At 61.6% G+C, this 15,835-nt stretch carries 16 protein-coding genes; 8 read left to right on the top strand and 8 right to left on the bottom strand.

From position 1 onward, the window contains the following. Nucleotides 1-117 precede the first annotated feature (117 nt). Nucleotides 118-312 (top strand): DUF3008 family protein, encoded by a 195-nt coding sequence (locus FJQ55_RS20630; RefSeq protein ID WP_140831520.1) that lies wholly within the window; start codon nt 118-120, stop codon nt 310-312. Then, complete coding sequence (locus tag FJQ55_RS20625; protein ID WP_140831518.1) at nt 309-1,103, top strand: SDR family oxidoreductase; 795 nt, start codon at nt 309-311, stop codon at nt 1,101-1,103. Before FJQ55_RS20630 ends, FJQ55_RS20625 begins: the two co-directional genes overlap by 4 nt. A gap of 12 nt (nt 1,104-1,115) precedes the next feature. Here the strand turns inward: FJQ55_RS20625 and FJQ55_RS20620 are convergent, their stop codons facing one another. Together FJQ55_RS20620 and FJQ55_RS20615 are read right to left on the bottom strand one after the other, a co-directional pair. Then, a complete protein-coding gene (locus FJQ55_RS20620; RefSeq protein WP_140831516.1) occupies nt 1,116-1,601 on the bottom strand; it encodes an MgtC/SapB family protein in 486 nt (161 codons plus the stop codon). Between the two features lie 66 nt (nt 1,602-1,667). After that, a complete protein-coding gene (locus FJQ55_RS20615; protein ID WP_140831514.1) occupies nt 1,668-2,060 on the bottom strand; it encodes a hypothetical protein in 393 nt (130 codons plus the stop codon). Nucleotides 2,061-2,271: 211 nt separating this feature from the next. Between FJQ55_RS20615 and FJQ55_RS20610 the strand changes: the two genes are divergently transcribed. Then, nucleotides 2,272-2,658: a response regulator gene (locus tag FJQ55_RS20610; protein ID WP_140831512.1), complete on the top strand. Its 387-nt coding sequence runs from the start codon at nt 2,272-2,274 to the stop codon at nt 2,656-2,658. Between the two features lie 4 nt (nt 2,659-2,662). Here the strand turns inward: FJQ55_RS20610 and FJQ55_RS20605 are convergent, their stop codons facing one another. Next, entirely contained in the window at nt 2,663-3,280 is a 618-nt protein-coding gene (locus tag FJQ55_RS20605; protein WP_140831510.1) for a riboflavin synthase subunit alpha, read from the bottom strand. 232 nt (nt 3,281-3,512) lie between these two features. On the opposite strand from FJQ55_RS20605, the gene FJQ55_RS20600 reads away from it, so the two are divergent. From FJQ55_RS20600 to FJQ55_RS20585, 4 genes are all read left to right on the top strand, one after another. Then, entirely contained in the window at nt 3,513-4,439 is a 927-nt protein-coding gene (locus FJQ55_RS20600; RefSeq protein ID WP_140831508.1) for a 1-phosphofructokinase family hexose kinase, read from the top strand. A 170-nt stretch (nt 4,440-4,609) separates the two neighbouring features. Continuing rightward, a complete protein-coding gene (gene exbB, locus FJQ55_RS20595; RefSeq protein ID WP_140831506.1) occupies nt 4,610-5,740 on the top strand; it encodes a tonB-system energizer ExbB in 1,131 nt (376 codons plus the stop codon). A 4-nt stretch (nt 5,741-5,744) separates the two neighbouring features. Further along, a complete protein-coding gene (gene exbD, locus FJQ55_RS20590) occupies nt 5,745-6,221 on the top strand; it encodes a TonB system transport protein ExbD (RefSeq protein ID WP_140831504.1) in 477 nt (158 codons plus the stop codon). Next, the gene (locus FJQ55_RS20585) at nt 6,218-7,147 is read left to right on the top strand and encodes an energy transducer TonB (protein ID WP_140831502.1); all 930 of its coding nucleotides are present in this window, start codon (nt 6,218-6,220) and stop codon (nt 7,145-7,147) included. Before exbD ends, FJQ55_RS20585 begins: the two co-directional genes overlap by 4 nt. Nucleotides 7,148-7,226: 79 nt before the next feature. Here FJQ55_RS20585 and amaB read toward each other — a convergent pair whose 3' ends face one another. Both amaB and FJQ55_RS20575 read right to left on the bottom strand, forming a co-directional pair. Continuing rightward, nucleotides 7,227-8,768, bottom strand: coding sequence for an L-piperidine-6-carboxylate dehydrogenase (gene amaB / locus FJQ55_RS20580; RefSeq protein WP_140831500.1), 1,542 nt, complete (start codon nt 8,766-8,768; stop codon nt 7,227-7,229). 38 nt (nt 8,769-8,806) lie between these two features. Further along, on the bottom strand, nt 8,807-10,090 hold the full coding sequence (locus FJQ55_RS20575) for an NAD(P)/FAD-dependent oxidoreductase (RefSeq protein WP_140831718.1): 1,284 nt from the start codon (nt 10,088-10,090) through the stop codon (nt 8,807-8,809). Between the two features lie 172 nt (nt 10,091-10,262). On the opposite strand from FJQ55_RS20575, the gene FJQ55_RS20570 reads away from it, so the two are divergent. Then, nucleotides 10,263-11,171 carry a LysR family transcriptional regulator gene (locus FJQ55_RS20570; protein WP_208758241.1) on the top strand — a complete coding sequence of 303 codons (909 nt, stop codon included), beginning with the start codon at nt 10,263-10,265 and terminating at the stop codon, nt 11,169-11,171. 3 nt (nt 11,172-11,174) lie between these two features. Here the strand turns inward: FJQ55_RS20570 and FJQ55_RS20565 are convergent, their stop codons facing one another. The 3 genes from FJQ55_RS20565 to purU all read right to left on the bottom strand — a co-directional run bounded on the left by FJQ55_RS20565 (nt 11,175) and on the right by purU (nt 15,680). Then, entirely contained in the window at nt 11,175-11,582 is a 408-nt protein-coding gene (locus tag FJQ55_RS20565) for a DUF3307 domain-containing protein (RefSeq protein WP_140831498.1), read from the bottom strand. Between the two features lie 174 nt (nt 11,583-11,756). After that, nucleotides 11,757-14,684 carry an aminotransferase gene (locus FJQ55_RS20560; protein WP_140831496.1) on the bottom strand — a complete coding sequence of 976 codons (2,928 nt, stop codon included), beginning with the start codon at nt 14,682-14,684 and terminating at the stop codon, nt 11,757-11,759. Nucleotides 14,685-14,795: 111 nt separating this feature from the next. After that, entirely contained in the window at nt 14,796-15,680 is an 885-nt protein-coding gene (gene purU, locus FJQ55_RS20555; protein ID WP_140831494.1) for a formyltetrahydrofolate deformylase, read from the bottom strand. Between the last annotated feature and the right edge of the window lie 155 nt (nt 15,681-15,835).

Here is a 15,835-nt window from a genome sequence, read left to right as displayed (position 1 = left end):
CGTGCGTTACCTCGCGTAAAGCGGCGGGGAAGGTCTTTGTTCCGGCGCTCCTCCGGAACATTCGTCAAGAACTGCGGTTCTTCCTCTCGCAGCAACGAGATCGGGAGGATTTTTAGCATGCCGGCAAAGTCCAAAGCACAACAAAAGGCGGCTGGCGCCGCCCTCGCAGCCAAGCGAGGAGATGCCAAGATATCTGAGTTGAAGGGCGCTTCAAAAAGCATGGAAAAGAGCATGAGCGAGCGTCAGCTCGAGGAGCTGGCGGCGACCAAGCGCAAAGGCAAGCCCGACCACGCTGTGGAGAAGAAGGCATGATACATAAAACGCAGGAATTTGCCGATCAGACAGCTCTCGTCACTGGAGCCGGTTCCGGGATCGGGCGGGGGGCTGCTTTGAAACTTGCTGCGGGCGGCGCTTTTGTCGGGCTGCTGGGGCGGACAGAGGATGAACTGCAGGATGCGCTTGCCGAAATCGAATCCGCTGGAGGTCGCGGCATGCTCCTGGTTGCCGACGTCAGCGACGATACCGGAATGAAGCGTGCCGTGGAAACGCTGACCGCCGTGAATGGAGCGCTGCACCTGGTTGTCGCCAATGCCGGGATCAACGGCACCTGGGCCCCGATTGATGATCTGACACCTGAGGAGTTCGACAAAACCATCGCGATCAATCTGCGCGGAACCTATCTTACCCTCCACCACAGTGTAAAGCCGATGAAGCAGACCGGGGGGGCGATCGTCATCGTGTCTTCGATCAACGGTACACGAACGTTTACGACGCCGGGGGCGACCGCTTATTCGGCGACGAAGGCTGCCCAGTTGGCGATGGTGCAGCAGCTTTCGCTAGAACTGGGACGTCACGGAATCCGCATTAATGCGGTCTGTCCTGGGGCCATCGATACAAGTATCAATGACAACACGACGATGCGCGGTCGGGAAGAAACGGAAGTCCCGGTGAAGTTTCCCGAAGGCGACATTCCTCTGACGGGGGGCGAGTCGGGCACAATCGAAGAAGTCGCGGAGGTGATTAGCTTTCTGCTCTCATCCGCGTCGCGGCACGTGACCGGATCGCCGGTCTGGGTCGACGGAGGCCAAAGCCTTCTACGATAGTCCCTGCGGGGATCAGTCTTCCTCACGTTTGGGGATTCTGTATTCCAGCAGCGTCACCAGCCACAGGACGCTGAGGGCAAATCCTGTGGCGATCAGGCCGATCTGCCAGAAGCCCAATCCGCAAGAAAGGCCGATCGAGCCAGCAAACCAAAGCCCCGCTCCGGTCGTGAGGCCCTTCACCCGTCCCTTTGAATAAACAATCATCCCGGCTGCCAGGAAAGCAACGCCAGCCGTCACAGCTTCGACGAGACGCAGGGGGTCGAGCCTCACTTCTTCTCGGTCGAAAGCCGGATGATGCGCGATTTCTATGGTGAGGATGGCAACGATAGCGGCGGAAAGACATACAAGGATATGAGTGCGCAGTCCTGCAGCATGGCTGCGCCATTCGCGTTCGAAGCCAATGGCTGCGCCGCAGGCAAGCGCAATCAGCAGGCGCATGACGATGGACGAGATATCAAGTGATGTCGGCGTTCCAAAAGCAGCGAGTACCTGCGACATATCTATCCTCTAGGGGTCGTCGTCAGCCTTTGCCGGTGGTTAACCGAAACCACCGGCAAATATAAGTCAGCTCTGCTGATCCCGGGCGGCCGTTGATGTGTAGGTGGTGGAGACCGGATCGCTCGCGGGGAAAGTATCTTCAAGACCCTTTTCCAGCTCGCTCCCTTTCTCCTCGCGCTCTTCGCGTTCCTGGATCAGGCTCTCCACTGCTGCGCTTGGATCGACGTCCGGATCGAGGTCTTCCCGAACATGCGGTGCGCTTTCCGAAGCCGAGCCAAAGCTTGCAGCTTGGAGCAGGATGACCTGAGCCTTCTCGAGAGCGTTCTCCCGGGTGAGGCCGCCGCTGGCCGACTGCGCCATGACCACCGATACGCGCTCACCGCCGTCGCCTTCGAATTCGACGGTGTAAGCGGAATCGACGGCGGTCGGTTCATGGACTTTGGTTGCAATGATCTGCATGGAGTGTCTCCCGTTCGTTTCGACGTGAAAACGCAGGGCTTGGCAGCGTTGTTCCCTCTCCAGGATTGAAGGCGCTGCCAACGTTGCAGTGAGGGAACAATTTTCGGCTTCTCAGTGGGCTTAAGGCTCTGTTTACCATATCAATTATCAATTTAAGAAAAACTGAACAAAGCGCCGGCGCTCGCGTTGTGGTGGCAAAAGGAGAGCGAAAATGCGACATGCACTAGCGATCGACACCATTCTCATCGTCGAAGACGATGTCTTCATTTCCATGGATGCGGCAGACGCCGTCTCACGTGCCGGCGTTGCCGTGATCACCACGGAGACTGTCCGGGATGCACTCGAGATCCTGTCTACGGAGCACATTTCGGGTGCCATCCTCGACTTCCAGGTCCGGGACGGCGCCGTTACGCCTATCGTTCAAAAACTGCGCCAGGCGGGGATACCGTTTCGCATCGTGTCTGGCTCGGCGATCAAGGAGATCGAAGCCAACGGGATTCCGGAAGAACTCTGCGCATCCAAGCCGGCGGATTATCGGAAGGTTCTGACTGCGCTGATGAAGGATACCCCCATGGGGCGCTTCCATAGCCGCCACTAACCCCTCAACGCTTGGCCATTAGTCGCTCAAGTGTCCGTTCCACCACGTCGACCATCACCATCGTCTGGTGATCCACCTCGATGTTGAGGAAATCGCCGGTTTCGTAACGGGGGAAAGTCGTTTGCCGCAGCGTTTCCGGGATCAGGTTGATGGTAAAAACATCCCGATCAGCCTCTGCGACGGTCAAGCTGGCGCCATTGACGGCAAGGTAACCCCGCTTGAAGATATATTTTGCCCAATCCTCGGGCACCTTGAACCGGATGAATGCGCCCGGCATCTCCAGTTTAGCGGCAACGAGTTCCGCAGTCGTCGCGACATGGCCAGCAATGTTGTGACCGCCGTTTTCATCCGTCGGCTTTGCGGAGCGTTCGATATTGACGTGATCCCCTGCTTTTAGCGCGCCCAGATTGGTTCGCTCCAGCGTTGCATCCATGGCGTCAAAGGTGACGTCCGTACCCGTCATCGATGTTACGGAGAGGCAGACACCTTCGACCGATACGCTGGCGCCGATTTGCAGATCCGCCATCAGCCTCTCGGGGAAGCGAATATGGAAGGTCGTGTAGCCGTCGTGGCGGACGACGTTTTCGACGGGGGCCACGGTCTGGACGATACCGGTATACATCTGCGATTTCCTTGCGAACTTGCGGAAAGGTAATGTCTCACAGCACAAAGACAATCCCTTAGCTGCGATCACTGCGTCTGCATTCGTTGAACGGTCAGGAACAGGAGCTTCCCTCGGCAGTTCGCCAAAGCGGACGCTGAGCATGCCTCTCTTGCCGGAGGCGGTCCGCTTCGCTTACATCAGCGCATTGCCCGGCAGCCTGTCCACTCCCGCTTCTCGATTTGATGGTTCCATGGCCAAAATTCTATGTCTTGCGCTCAATCCGGCGATCGATATCTCCAGCGACGCTGAGGTCGTGCGTCACACGCACAAGACCCGGACGCATAATCAGCAGCAATTTCCAGGCGGGGGCGGGATTAATGTCGCCCGCGTGATCGCGACGCTTGGCGGGCGCTGCGAGCTTGCTTTTCTGTCCGGTGGAGAAACCGGCAAGCTGCTCGAGGCCATGCTTCAGCCATTGCCTATCCTTGAACGCCCTTTTGCGATCCATGATCCGGTGCGCGTGGCCTATGCCGTACATGAGACCTCGACCAATCTCGAGTATCGCTTTGTTCCCGAGGGCCCGCTGGTCACGGAATCGGAGTTGGCTCCCGTGATCAACGCCGTTTGCGAAAGCGACGCTGACTATATCGTCGCAAGTGGTAGCCTTCCGCGAGGCGCACCCCACGACACGTATGTTCGGTTGGCAGAGGCGGCGAGAGCCCGCGGAGCCCGTTTTATCCTCGACACCTCCGGTCCTGCGCTGGCCGCAGCTCTCTCGTCTGCGCAGATGTATCTCGTCAAGCCTAGTCTGGGCGAGTTCGAAGCCTTTGTCGGCGAAAAGCTCACGCATGACCTTGTCGGCCCTGTGGCGCAGGACTATGTGCGGCGCGGGATCGCCGAGTATATCGCAGTGACGCTCGGCGGCGACGGTGCCATCCTGGTGTCGTCCGACAAGATCATCCGCGTTCCAGCCATCGACGTTCCGGTCAACTCCGCGACGGGGGCAGGCGACAGTTTCGTTGCGGGGATCGTCTGGGCGCTGTCTGAAGGTCGTGATATCGAGGATGCCTTCCATGTCGGGCAGGCTGCCGGTGCAGCTGCAGTGATGACGGCTGGTACAGAGCTCTGCCGTCGGGAGGATGTCCTGCGGCTCTATGGGGCATCGACGAGGCCCTGAAAGGTTCACCCTGCCAGGGCGGTGGAGCATCCTGGCAGTCCGTGGGGAAAATCCACTTCAGCGCCTGATATTACTTGTCATAAAAGATCAAGTTTAATATTGGAGGGGAACTCGCGGGTTCCCGACGACGGTCCCTGCTCATTTCAGCACGATATCACAGGGCGCTCCCAATGCCTCTCATCCATTCGGGACAATCGACACTCCGCATCGGCGTCAGCCTTGCTGCTTTTCTTGTCGCTTCTGCCGCTTCAGCTCAGGCGCCCGCAAGTGGCACTCCAACTGAAACGGGGACTGCGCAAGGCGTCATTTCGCAGTCCGCTGTCGTGACGTCTCAGGCGAATACCACTTCGAATGACGTTCCGGCAACGCCGGGTGCCGACGCTCCCCCGGCCTCTGCGCCAGCCGAAGTCGCGCCGCAGCCTACGACCGCTGCCGAAGTGGCTCCGGCGATCAACGCCACCTCGGAAAACGTCACGCAGGCCGAGGCTGTTCCAGCCGCCGCCGCTTCCCAGCCTGTGGAAGAAGTTGTGGCTGCTCCTGCTGCGGAGGCAGAGCCTTCTGATGTGGTTCCTGTCAAAGATACCCTGCCGCACGATTTGTCGCCTGTCGGCATGTTTATGGCGGCCGACTGGATCGTCAAAAGCGTCATGCTGGCGCTTGGTTTTGCATCGCTGGTGACTTGGACGGTGTGGCTAGCCAAGACCCTGCAACTGTTCGGTGCCCGCGCTCGTGCAGCTCGTGGCTTGAAGGCCGTTACCCAGGCGAGGAGCTTGAAGGATGCGCTGACTGTGCTCGAGAGCCGCGGCGGTGTCGTCGCCATGATGGTGCGGTCGGCGCAGCACGAGATGACCCTGTCCGACGGCGCGATCGATCGCGCCGGGGCAGAGGGTGTCAAGGAACGTGTCGCTTCGGCGCTCGGACGGATCGAGGTGCGGGCAGGGCGCCAGATGTCCAAGGGCACGGGCGTTCTCGCCAGCATCGGTTCGACCGCACCCTTTGTCGGGCTGTTCGGTACGGTCTGGGGCATCATGAATTCCTTCATCGGGATTGCCGAGACGCAGACGACGAACCTTGCGGTCGTCGCACCCGGGATTGCTGAAGCTCTGCTCGCCACGGCGGTTGGCCTGGTCGCCGCCATTCCCGCTGTCATCATCTATAACGTCTTTGCGCGATCCGTGACGGGATACAGGCAGCTTGTGTCTGACGCCGCAGCCGGTATTGAGCGTCTGGTGAGCCGCGACCTCGATTTCCGCAAGAGTGCGTTGGCGGTTCGGGCGAGCAATTTGCAGGCGGCGGAGTAAGACCATGGCCGGCGGCATTCGCGATACACAATCGGGCGACGATCTGGCGGAGAACCACGAGATCAACGTGACGCCGTTCATCGACGTCATGCTGGTGCTCCTGATCATCTTCATGGTCGCAGCGCCGCTCTCGACCGTGGACGTCAATGTCGACCTGCCGGCGTCAACGGCAAAGCCTGCCGAACGTCCGGATGAGCCGATCTATGTCACGCTCAAAGAGGACATGAGCCTCTCGCTTGGCAATGACACCGTGGCACGCGACGCGCTGGGCGCGTCTCTCGATCGCATCAGCGAGGGAAACAAGGATGCGCGCATATTTCTGCGGGCGGACAAGACGGTCGATTACGGCAAGTTCATGGAGGTCATGAACCTACTGCGTGACGCGGGCTACCTGAAGATCGCGCTGGTGGGACTTGAGAGCCTGCCGACGCCACAGGGTGCTACCCCGCCGACCGCACCGGTTGCGGAGCCGAAGCCATGAGCGAGGACCGCCGCTCCACCGGACGTGTGCTCGGCGAATGGCTGTTGTGGACGACGGCTGGCCTGCTGGTGGTGACGGCTCATGCCGGTGCCGTAGCCTTGCTGCTGCGCGAGCCGATGGCGGCCATGGAAGACAGCGGTCCACCACCCGTGATCATGATTGAGATGGCGCCCGAGCCAGAAGCCGTCATCACCGAAGAGACGGAAGTGTCGACCGATCAGGTGGATGCGGAAGAGGTGAAGACGGCAAGCAGCGAGCCGATGCCGGAGCCGGTCGAGCCGCCGCCGATCCAGCCATTGCCGGAGCCGGTCCCTGAACCGGAGCCCGAAGTGGCCGAACCGGTCGAACCGGTCGTCGAGCCGCCTCCGGTGGTCGAGCCAGAGCCACTGCCGGAGCCTGTCGAGGAAATCGATCCGATCGAGGAACTCGTGATGGCGCAGCTCGAGAATGTCGAAGTCCCGATCCCTATGGTCCGGCCTGCCAAGCCGGAGCCAAAGATCGAGAAGCCGGTTGAGCCGAAGAAAAAGGTCCAGAAGAAGCAGCAGATTCCGCCAGCATCGCAGGCTGCGCGTCAGGCAAAAGCGGAGGTCGCCCAGGCTGATCGCAATGCCGCTGGCGCTTCCAGCAGCGGTTCCGGGCGCAGTGTGTCGCCGGCCAAGTGGCAGTCACGGCTCATGTCGCATCTGGAAAGGCGCAAACGCTACCCGTCAGAGGCGCGCAGCAATCGCGAGGAGGGAACGGTTTATGTGCGGTTCCGGATCGACGATGCGGGTAATGTCCTGTCGGTTTCGTTGTCTCGTTCCTCGGGCTCTGCTGTTCTCGACGACGCAGTGTTGACGATGGTGCGCAACGCATCGCCCGTGCCGGCGCCTCCGCCGGGTGTGAACAAGACCATCACGGCTCCGGTCCGCTTTAACCTGCATTGATAGGGGTGGACTAAGTCCCGTTCCCGGACATCACAAGCTGAACGAGAAGGGCCGGCGCCATGGCGCCGGCCCTTGCTGTTTACTCGATGTCGAACTTGACGCCCTGGGCGAGCGGCAAGGTGCGGCCGTAGTTCACGGTATTGGTCTGGCGGCGCATATAGGCCTTCCAGGCGTCGGAGCCGGATTCACGGCCGCCACCGGTTTCCTTTTCGCCACCAAAGGCACCACCGATTTCGGCACCCGAGGGACCGATATTGACGTTGGCAATGCCGCAATCCGAGCCACGGTCAGACACGAAGGCTTCCGCTTCGCGGATGTCGTTGGTGAAGATCGACGATGAGAGACCCTGTGGCACGTCGTTGTTCAGCGCCAGAGCTTGGTCGAAATCGCTGTACTTGATGACGTAGAGGATCGGCGCAAATGTTTCGTCGATCACGGGGCCGACCTGCTCGGGCATCTCCACGAGTGCCGGGCGTGCATAATAGGCATTCGATGCGGTCTCGGCATGCACGCGGTCGCCGCCGTGGACCTTGCCGCCAGCCGCGCGGGCCGCGTCGAGGGCGTGCTGCATGCGGTCGAAGGCGCCCTGGTCGATCAGCGGGCCGATCAGATTTCCGGCTTCCAGCGGGTTGCCGATGGTCACCGAGCCATAGGCCTTGATCAGGCGCGGAACGAGCGTGTCGTAGACGCTTTCGTGCACGAAGAGACGACGCAGCGTGGTGCAGCGCTGGCCGGCCGTGCCCATGGCAGCAAAGGCGACGCCGCGGAGCGTCAGGTCGAGATCGGCCGACGGGCCGACGATGGCGGCATTGTTGCCGCCGAGTTCCAGGATCGAGCGGCCGAAGCGGGCGGCGACCCGCGGGCCGACGGTGCGACCCATCGCGGTCGAACCCGTTGCCGAGATCAACGGCACCTTCGGGTGGTCGACGAGGATCTCGCCGATGTCACGGCCGCCGATCAGCAAGGTCGAGAGATTGGCCGGTGCCTTGCCGCCCTGTGCAACATAGCGCTTCAGGGCCTTTTCAAAGATGGCCTGGGTGGCGATGGCCGTGAGCGGGGTCTTTTCCGACGGCTTCCAGACGGTCGGGTTACCGCAGACGAGCGCCAGAGCAGCATTCCACGACCAGACGGCGACGGGGAAGTTGAAGGCCGAGATGATGCCGGTGACGCCCAGCGGATGCCAGGTTTCCATCATCCGGTGTTCGGCGCGTTCGGTCGCGATCGTCAGGCCGTAGAGCTGGCGGGAGAGACCGACGGCGAAATCGCAGATATCGATCATTTCCTGCACTTCGCCGAGACCTTCGGACGTGATCTTGCCCACTTCGATCGAGACGAGACGACCAAGCTCAGTCTTGGCGGCGCGCAGTTCCTCGCCGAGCAGGCGGATCAGTTCGCCGCGTTGCGGGGCCGGAACGAGACGCCATTCGAGGAAGGCCTTGTGGGCGGCATCGATGGCCTTGCGGGTGTCGTCGGCCGAGATCTCGGCGACCTTCGCAATTTTTTCCCCGTTGATCGGGGAGCGAACGGCAAGCGTTCCGCCCTTGAGCGTCTTTTCATCGACGCCGAAGCTTGCCATGAGCGAGGCGATTTCTGCCGAAAACGTAAGAGTGGCGAGGGTCATGATGGTCCTTCCGTCAGGTCTACCTGGGTCTTGTCTGGTCAAAATCGGGCGCCGGCCAGATGCGCCAATTGGGCGCCGACCTCGTACCATGCTTCCTTGATGCTGCGGAAGGGCGGGGCCTGCGGGTCTGTCAGCGGCAAAGGCAAATCACCTTCGCTCAACTGCCCGAGGATGTGGGCAGCCAGCGTCTTGCCGAACACGGTGCCGGGCGAGATGCCCCGGCCGTTATAACCGGAGAAGCCGATCACGCCGGGGGCGAATTTGTGGAAGCGGGGGAGCGCATTGGTGGTCATGCCGATCTGCCCGTACCACTCGCTTTCGAAGGCGATGTCACCGATCTGTGGGAAGATCGCCTTCAGGGCCCGACGGGCCCAATTGCGGTGAATTGAAAGGCCTGTGCCGCGAAGGGCGCCGACGCTGCCGAAGACCATGCGGCCGGCCTTGTCCATGCGGAAGGAGGAGAGCACGTCCTTCGTGTCCCAGCAGCCCTGGCGCTCGGTGAGGATCGATTTGCGCAGGTTGTCACCGAGCGGCACGGTGGCGAAATTGAAATAGGGCAGATGAACCTGCTCCTCGCGTACCGATGCGAACGGTCCCTGGCTATAGGCGTCGGTTGCAACGACGATCCACTTGGCGTCGACGCTGCCCTCGGGTGTCCGAACCTGCCAGCCTTCTGCCGTCTTCGTATAGCTTTCAACCGGGCTCGCGGTATGCAAGGCGGCACCGGCCCTTGCCGCGGCATGGGCAAGTCCACGGGCATAAGCGAGCGGCTGCAGGGTGCCGGCGCGACGATCGAGCAGCGACCCATGGTAGGCGCGGGTACCGATCTTGCCCTGGGTTTCGGCATCGTCGAGCAGTTCGACCGGCGCACCGCGGCGCTGCCACTGCTCCGCTCTCGCCTCGATTTCTTTCCGGCCAGCTGTTCCCACCGCACAATGCAGCGTGCCCTGCCGTTCGAGTTCGCATTCGATCCCATAGCGATCGATGATCTCCATGACGGTGCGGGGGCCATTGCCCAGGAGGTCGAGCAGGCGCTCGCCATAAACGGGGCCGAGCTCACCGGGAAGATCGTCGGGCATGACCCACATGCCGGCATTGATCAGGCCGACATTGCGGCCCGCACCGCCGAAGCCGATTTCACGTGCTTCGAGAAGAACGACCGATGTACCGGCTTCGGCGAGGTGCAGTGCGGTCGAGAGACCGGTATAGCCGCCACCGACGACCACGACGTCCGCTTTGACCGATCCCTGCAGCTTCGTCGTTGCCGGCGGGGACGGTGCCGTCTTTTCCCAGAGGCCGTGTGAGCGTGGATCATCGAGCATGACAGGTTCCCGGAAGACAGTGGCTGAGGAGGCCGAACGGGACAGCACGAGGCGTGCCAGGCGTGCGATGCCCTTCTCCCAGATCATTCCACTTCGTATCGTCTTGTGATTTCTAGAAGAGCATTCTACCCCATTCCAGCGATAAATTCTCAAGAGTTCATTCCAAGAAGGCATGACCATGCTCGCAGCTCGCCGATTTCTGCCCTCGCTCTCACTTCTGACCGCCTTCGAAGCGGCGGCGCGAACCGGCAGTGTCACGGCCGCCGCTCGGGAGCTCGATCTGACGCAGAGTGCCGTCAGCCGGCAGATCAAGGCTCTGGAAAACCAGCTTGGGGTCGAACTCTTCCTGCGAGAGCGACAGACCATCCGCCTGACGGTTGCAGGGGACAGTTATGCCCGGGAGATCCGGGAAGCCTTGCGGCGAATTTCCAGCGCCTCGCTCAACCTCAGAGCCAATCCGAATGGCGGGACGCTCAACCTCGCCATCCTGCCGACGTTCGGGGCGCGCTGGCTGGCACCGCGGCTTGGTCGCTTCCTGGAGGCGAATGCGGGCATTACGGTCAATCTGGTGACACGGCTCTCGCCTTTCGACTTCCGTCTGGATTCGATCGATGCGGCCATCCATTTTGGCGATGCCGTCTGGCCGGGTGCGGAATTGGCCTTCCTGATGCAGGAGGAGACTCTGCCGGCCTGCAGCCCCGGCTTCAAGCGCGCTCACGGGATCGAGAAGCCGGAAGACCTGCTGTCAGTGCCGCTGCTGCATCTGACCACACGCCCCGACGCCTGGGAGCAGTGGCTGACGGAGAATGGCGTGGCGTTCGGCAGCGTTCATGGCATGCTTTTCGATCAGTTCGCCACAGCGTCCCAGGCCGCCGTCGGAGGGCTCGGAGTTGCCTTGCTGCCGACTTTTCTCATTCGGGAAGAACTGAAGCGTGGCGATCTCGTCGCTGCCGTCGATCGGCCGATGCAGAGCTCGCAGCGATACTATCTCGCCTTTCCTCGGGAGCGATCGGCCTATCCACCACTGGTGAAGTTCCGGACCTGGATCGTCGAAGAGCTGGCGCGCGAAATGTCCGCCTGACCGTCAGCCAGCCACGCTGGCGGCGGCGATTGCCACGGCAAATGCCAGATGCGTGGCGTGATGCAGTGTCTGGTCCAGTCCGAGCATCCACCAGTAGCCGCTCTGATCCGGCGTGAACTTGAACTTCGCCTGTAGCAGGGATTTGCTGCGGTCGATGGCGGCATGAACGAGGAAGTCGGCAAGAGCCAACCAGGCGAGGTGGGGCAGGAGGAACAGGCAGATCGCCAGTGTGCAAAGAGCGTGGATCCCGACGTGAGCTGCAAGCGGGGCGACCCATCCGGTCTGGCGTTCTTTGCCCTTGGCCATCCAGGCGGTCTGCAGGATGAAATCCGCAATCAGCTGTTTGAGGATGAACAGAGCGGTGGCCCAGATCAGAATATGGGCGGAGATTTGCTCTGGTATGATGGGCATGCGCTTTCCTTCGAGGTGTCCCTTGCGGTCGACGATAGACCACACATCGAAGGGCTGTGAAGCAGACATTTGGTTTGCCCAAATTTGGGCTTTTCGCCTGGTTTCATAGCAAGCGCCAATTTGACCTCTCACTTTAGCGAATTCGAAGGGGTTTGGCGCTCCAGACCCCTTGTCTCACCAGCCCTCGGACAACACCTTTTCCAGGGCTTCCGCGAAGAAGTCCGCGCTTTCGGAAGCGAGACACAGCGGCGGCTTGATTTTCAACACGTTGAGATGATCGCCGGTCGGCTGCATGATGACGCCCAGATCCAGCAGCCGGTCGCAGATGGCTGCGGTTTCCTCCGTCGCCGGCTCCAGCGTCTCGCGGTTTCGGACGAATTCCAGGCCCAGATAAAGGCCCATGCCATGCACCGCACCAACGAGCGGGGAACGCTGACCGAGCGCTTCCAGGCGGGCCTTGAGATAGTCGCCCACCTCGCGTGCGTTCGCCTGCAGGTTCTCTCGTTCCATGATGTCGAGAACGGTCATACCCACGACACAGCTCACCGGGCTGCCACCGGCAGACGAGAAGAAGTAGCCCTCCCGCTCCAGACTGTCGGCAATTTCCCGCTTGGTAATGACCGCGCCCAGAGGTTGGCCGTTGCCCATGCCCTTGGCGGTGGTGATGATGTCGGGGACTACGCCCTGCTGCTCGAAACCCCAGAAGTGGTGACCGAGACGCCCGTAACCCACCTGCACCTCGTCTGCGATACACACGCCGCCTCGTGCCCGGACCATGGCATAGACCTGTTCGAGATAACCTTCTGGTAGGGGAATACCACCGGCGTTGCCATAGACGCTCTCTGCGATGAAGCCGGCAAGTCCCTGACCGCTGTCGTCAATCTTGGCGATGACGTCTGCGACGGCTGCAACATATCCATCGGTCGCGCCAGCACCTCGAAATTTGCCGCGATAGGTGTTGGGCGAGAGAACCGCGTGAACCCAGTCGGGTCGCGTTTCCAGGGCCCGCGGGTTGTCGGCGATCGAGGTGGAGACGGCATCGCTCGCCACCGTCCAGCCGTGATAGGCTTCGAGCAGGCTCAGCACATTGCGCTTACCGGTGTGGGCCCAGGCGAGGCGCAGGGCAAGATCCACGGCCTCCGAGCCCGAGTTGACGAGGAACACCGTGTCCAGGCCCTCCGGCGCCAAAGCCGCCAGTCGGTCGGAAAATTCCGCGACTGCCGCGTAGTGGAAGCGGGAATTGGTGTTCAGCAACGACCACTGGTGTCCGACAGCGGCCGCCAGTGTCGGATGTCCATGGCCGAGGATGCTGACATTGTTGACCATGTCGAGATAGGCGCGCCCCTTCACGTCGAAGAGGTGTTCCTTCCAGCCGCGCTCGATCTGCGGCGGGTGCGCGTAGTAATTCTTCTGCGGCTTCGCAAAGCTTTTCTTGCGGCGGCTCAGCAAGGTCTCGCTTTGCGGAGCGGGCGCGTCGATGCCGATACCCAGGAGCCGTGACGGCGACGGGCAAAGCCTGCCCCATACGGCGCTCTGCTGTGGTCTGGCAAAGAGCGGCGGGATGAGGTCGGTGTCCCGGCAGAGCTGGATCCGCAAGCCTCCGATGCCACCGGCCGCACCGGATACCAGACCGATGCTGTCGCCAGCTGCGAGGCTCGTCCCATCTTCCAGTCCGCAGTCGATACCGTCCAGATGCAGAGCCAGATCGGCAGAAGCGAGGATCAGATGGTGGCCGGTGGGCTTCAGCGTGGCATCAAATGGCGCCACGACCCGCGTGCCGCTTGGCAGGCACATGTCGATGTGGAGGGCGAAGGTCGCCGGAGCTTGTTGCGACAGCGGGCGCGTATAGGAGAGGCGGTACTCGCCGTAGCGTGTCGAGGAAAATCCCGTCTCGATCGCCGCCCTGGCGAGCAGCTTCCAGTCGATTTCCTGGTCTGCCCAATCGTCGCGGGTGAGATCCGGGCTGGTGACACTCAGGTCGGTCAGCCTGAGGTTTTCCGGTGTCACGTCGGGCAGAAGCGGTGTCACGAATGCCGTGTCCGACGGAGCCGTGGCGAGACCCACGGCGTCGAGGATCGCCGCTTCCATCAGCGTATGCGGTACCGAGGTCGCGGTCTCGAAGATTTCTCGTTCATGGGCCGCATTGCCAAGTACGTATTCGTTATCAGGATCGATCGACAGCTGCTGCTCGCTGCTTGCCACGAGCACGCCGGCACGGGCGACGATCAGAGGCCAAAGAGCCGTGAGCTCCGCCAGATTGAGCGGGTAGCGTGCGTGGAAAGCCTTCACGGCGGGCAGTATGAAGAAAGGGTCGCCATCGGCGTGGTGCAGGAGTGCAGCACATGCGACCGCGAGGTCCGCGACCACCCAGCCGTTGATCACGTCGCCGAAATCGATCACGCCGGCCGGCATAAGCCTGCCTGCGGCGCCGGGCCGGGCAACGATGTTGTCGTCGGTGATGTCGTGGTGGATGGCATGCAGGCGCAAGTCGGGTGCGACAGGCTGCAGGCGCTTGACCGCCATGATCATCGCCTTGGCGATCCGATCCCGCCGGCCCTGATCGGTCACCGATTTCAGGAGGTGCAGGGCGACCGGACCGGCGCGGCGCAAATCCCATTGGAGCTCCCGGTCAAGGCCGGAATGCTTGAAATCCCTCAAGCCCAGGGCGATCCGGGCGGTCACGTCACCCAGGGCAGCAACCTGCTCCTCGGCCAGGAATTTCTGCTTCGTCAGCGGCTGGCCGTCGAGGAATGTCAGGACCCGCAGCCAATAGTAATTGTCCGCGATCTCGCATTGGGGAATGTATTCACCCGTCAATGTGGCAATCGGCTCGGGGATGTCGAGGCCCAGATCCAGAGCCCGCAGATGTATCATTGCGAGGTTTTGCGCTTCGAGTTCCTCGTAGGGATACTCGGCACGCGTGACCTTCAGCACGAAACGTTCCGGACCGGTGTCGATCAGGAAGTTGCGGTCCTGCTGACTGCCCAGTTCCCGGATTTCTCCGTGGAAGCCGTAGAAGTCGCCCAGAATGGTCCTGGCATCTGCCAGAGAGACGTCCGGGCGCGGAAGTTCTGTACGTTGAAGAAGCGCCGAGTCGGGCATCTGCGGTCTCCCAAGGGAATCAAGACCCGGAGAGTAGCAGAGCAGCGTGACGCGTCCAATCCGGGCGAGCGGGGCAGCGGTCGCTGCCCCGTACTAGTAGAACCCGGTCGATCAGCCCATGCGCTCGGAGGCATAGGAACCCGGGCTTGCCGGGAAAACGACCGTCCGGTTGCCGTTGATGAAGGTCCGGTGGTGGATGTGGGCGTGGATCGCACGCGCCAGCACCTGGCTTTCGACGTCACGGCCGATCGAGACATAGTCGTCCGCCGACTGCGCATGGGTGATGCGGGCGACATCCTGCTCGATGATCGGACCTTCGTCGAGATCCGCGGTGACGTAATGGGCGGTGGCCCCGATCAGCTTCACGCCGCGCTCGAAGGCCTGCTTGTAGGGGTTGGCACCCTTGAAGCTCGGCAGGAACGAGTGGTGGATGTTGATGATCTTGCCTGACATCTTTTGGCACATCTGATCCGAGAGGATCTGCATATAGCGGGCGAGCACGATCAGCTCCGTGCCGGTCTGCTCGACGAGGTCCATGATCCGGGCCTCGGCCTCAGGCTTGTTGGCCTTGGTCACCGGGATGTGGTGGAAGGGGATGTCGTGATTCACGACGACCTTCTGGTAGTCGAAGTGGTTCGAAACAACGCCGACGATCTCGATCGGGAGCGCGCCGATCTTCCAGCGATAGAGCAGGTCGTTCAGACAATGTCCGAAGCGCGAGACCATCAGCAGGACCTTTTCCCGCTTGGCGGCGTCATAGAGATTCCAGTTCATGCCGAAGCGTTCGGCAACCGGCGTGAAGCCCTGCTCGATCTTCGCCTGAGCGGCCCCTTCTTCGGAAATGAAAGAGACGCGCATGAAGAACTGCCCGGTATCGAGGTCGTCGAACTGGGAACTGTCGACGATGTTGCAGCCCTGCTCCGCCAGGTAGCCGGAGATCGCGGCAACGATCCCGCGTGTCGACGGGCAGGATACTGTCAAAACATAGCTCTTCATCGGTTCTCTTCTCCCTGCGGATCTGCCGCGCGTCTCTATCGCATTTGCGGCATCTCGGAAAGCGCCGCCTATGCAACCGTTTGTTTGCGAAGTGGAAGATGACGCCTATTCCGGATGAACCTCTCCTCCGTCGGCGACCGCCCACTTGCTTCTGG

This window comes from Rhizobium glycinendophyticum, from assembly GCF_006443685.1.
Classification (GTDB): Bacteria; Pseudomonadota; Alphaproteobacteria; order Rhizobiales; family Rhizobiaceae; genus Allorhizobium; species Allorhizobium glycinendophyticum.
The sequence above is the reverse complement of the archived record's forward strand: the minus strand, read 5'-3'. Positions and strand labels throughout refer to the sequence as shown.

Coding starts and splice junctions, on each gene's coding strand:
- purU (WP_140831494.1), bottom strand. CDS start 15,680: ATGAAGAGCTATGTTTTGACAGTATCCTGCCCGTCGACACGCGGGATC.
- FJQ55_RS20620 (WP_140831516.1), bottom strand. CDS start 1,601: ATGTCGCAGGTACTCGCTGCTTTTGGAACGCCGACATCACTTGATATC.
- FJQ55_RS20570 (WP_208758241.1), top strand. CDS start 10,263: ATGACCATGCTCGCAGCTCGCCGATTTCTGCCCTCGCTCTCACTTCTG.
- FJQ55_RS20565 (WP_140831498.1), bottom strand. CDS start 11,582: ATGCCCATCATACCAGAGCAAATCTCCGCCCATATTCTGATCTGGGCC.
- FJQ55_RS20625 (WP_140831518.1), top strand. CDS start 309: ATGATACATAAAACGCAGGAATTTGCCGATCAGACAGCTCTCGTCACT.
- FJQ55_RS20585 (WP_140831502.1), top strand. CDS start 6,218: ATGAGCGAGGACCGCCGCTCCACCGGACGTGTGCTCGGCGAATGGCTG.
- exbB (WP_140831506.1), top strand. CDS start 4,610: ATGCCTCTCATCCATTCGGGACAATCGACACTCCGCATCGGCGTCAGC.
- FJQ55_RS20615 (WP_140831514.1), bottom strand. CDS start 2,060: ATGCAGATCATTGCAACCAAAGTCCATGAACCGACCGCCGTCGATTCC.
- amaB (WP_140831500.1), bottom strand. CDS start 8,768: ATGACCCTCGCCACTCTTACGTTTTCGGCAGAAATCGCCTCGCTCATG.
- FJQ55_RS20610 (WP_140831512.1), top strand. CDS start 2,272: ATGCGACATGCACTAGCGATCGACACCATTCTCATCGTCGAAGACGAT.
- FJQ55_RS20560 (WP_140831496.1), bottom strand. CDS start 14,684: ATGCCCGACTCGGCGCTTCTTCAACGTACAGAACTTCCGCGCCCGGAC.
- FJQ55_RS20605 (WP_140831510.1), bottom strand. CDS start 3,280: ATGTATACCGGTATCGTCCAGACCGTGGCCCCCGTCGAAAACGTCGTC.
- FJQ55_RS20600 (WP_140831508.1), top strand. CDS start 3,513: ATGGCCAAAATTCTATGTCTTGCGCTCAATCCGGCGATCGATATCTCC.
- FJQ55_RS20575 (WP_140831718.1), bottom strand. CDS start 10,090: ATGCTCGATGATCCACGCTCACACGGCCTCTGGGAAAAGACGGCACCG.
- exbD (WP_140831504.1), top strand. CDS start 5,745: ATGGCCGGCGGCATTCGCGATACACAATCGGGCGACGATCTGGCGGAG.
- FJQ55_RS20630 (WP_140831520.1), top strand. CDS start 118: ATGCCGGCAAAGTCCAAAGCACAACAAAAGGCGGCTGGCGCCGCCCTC.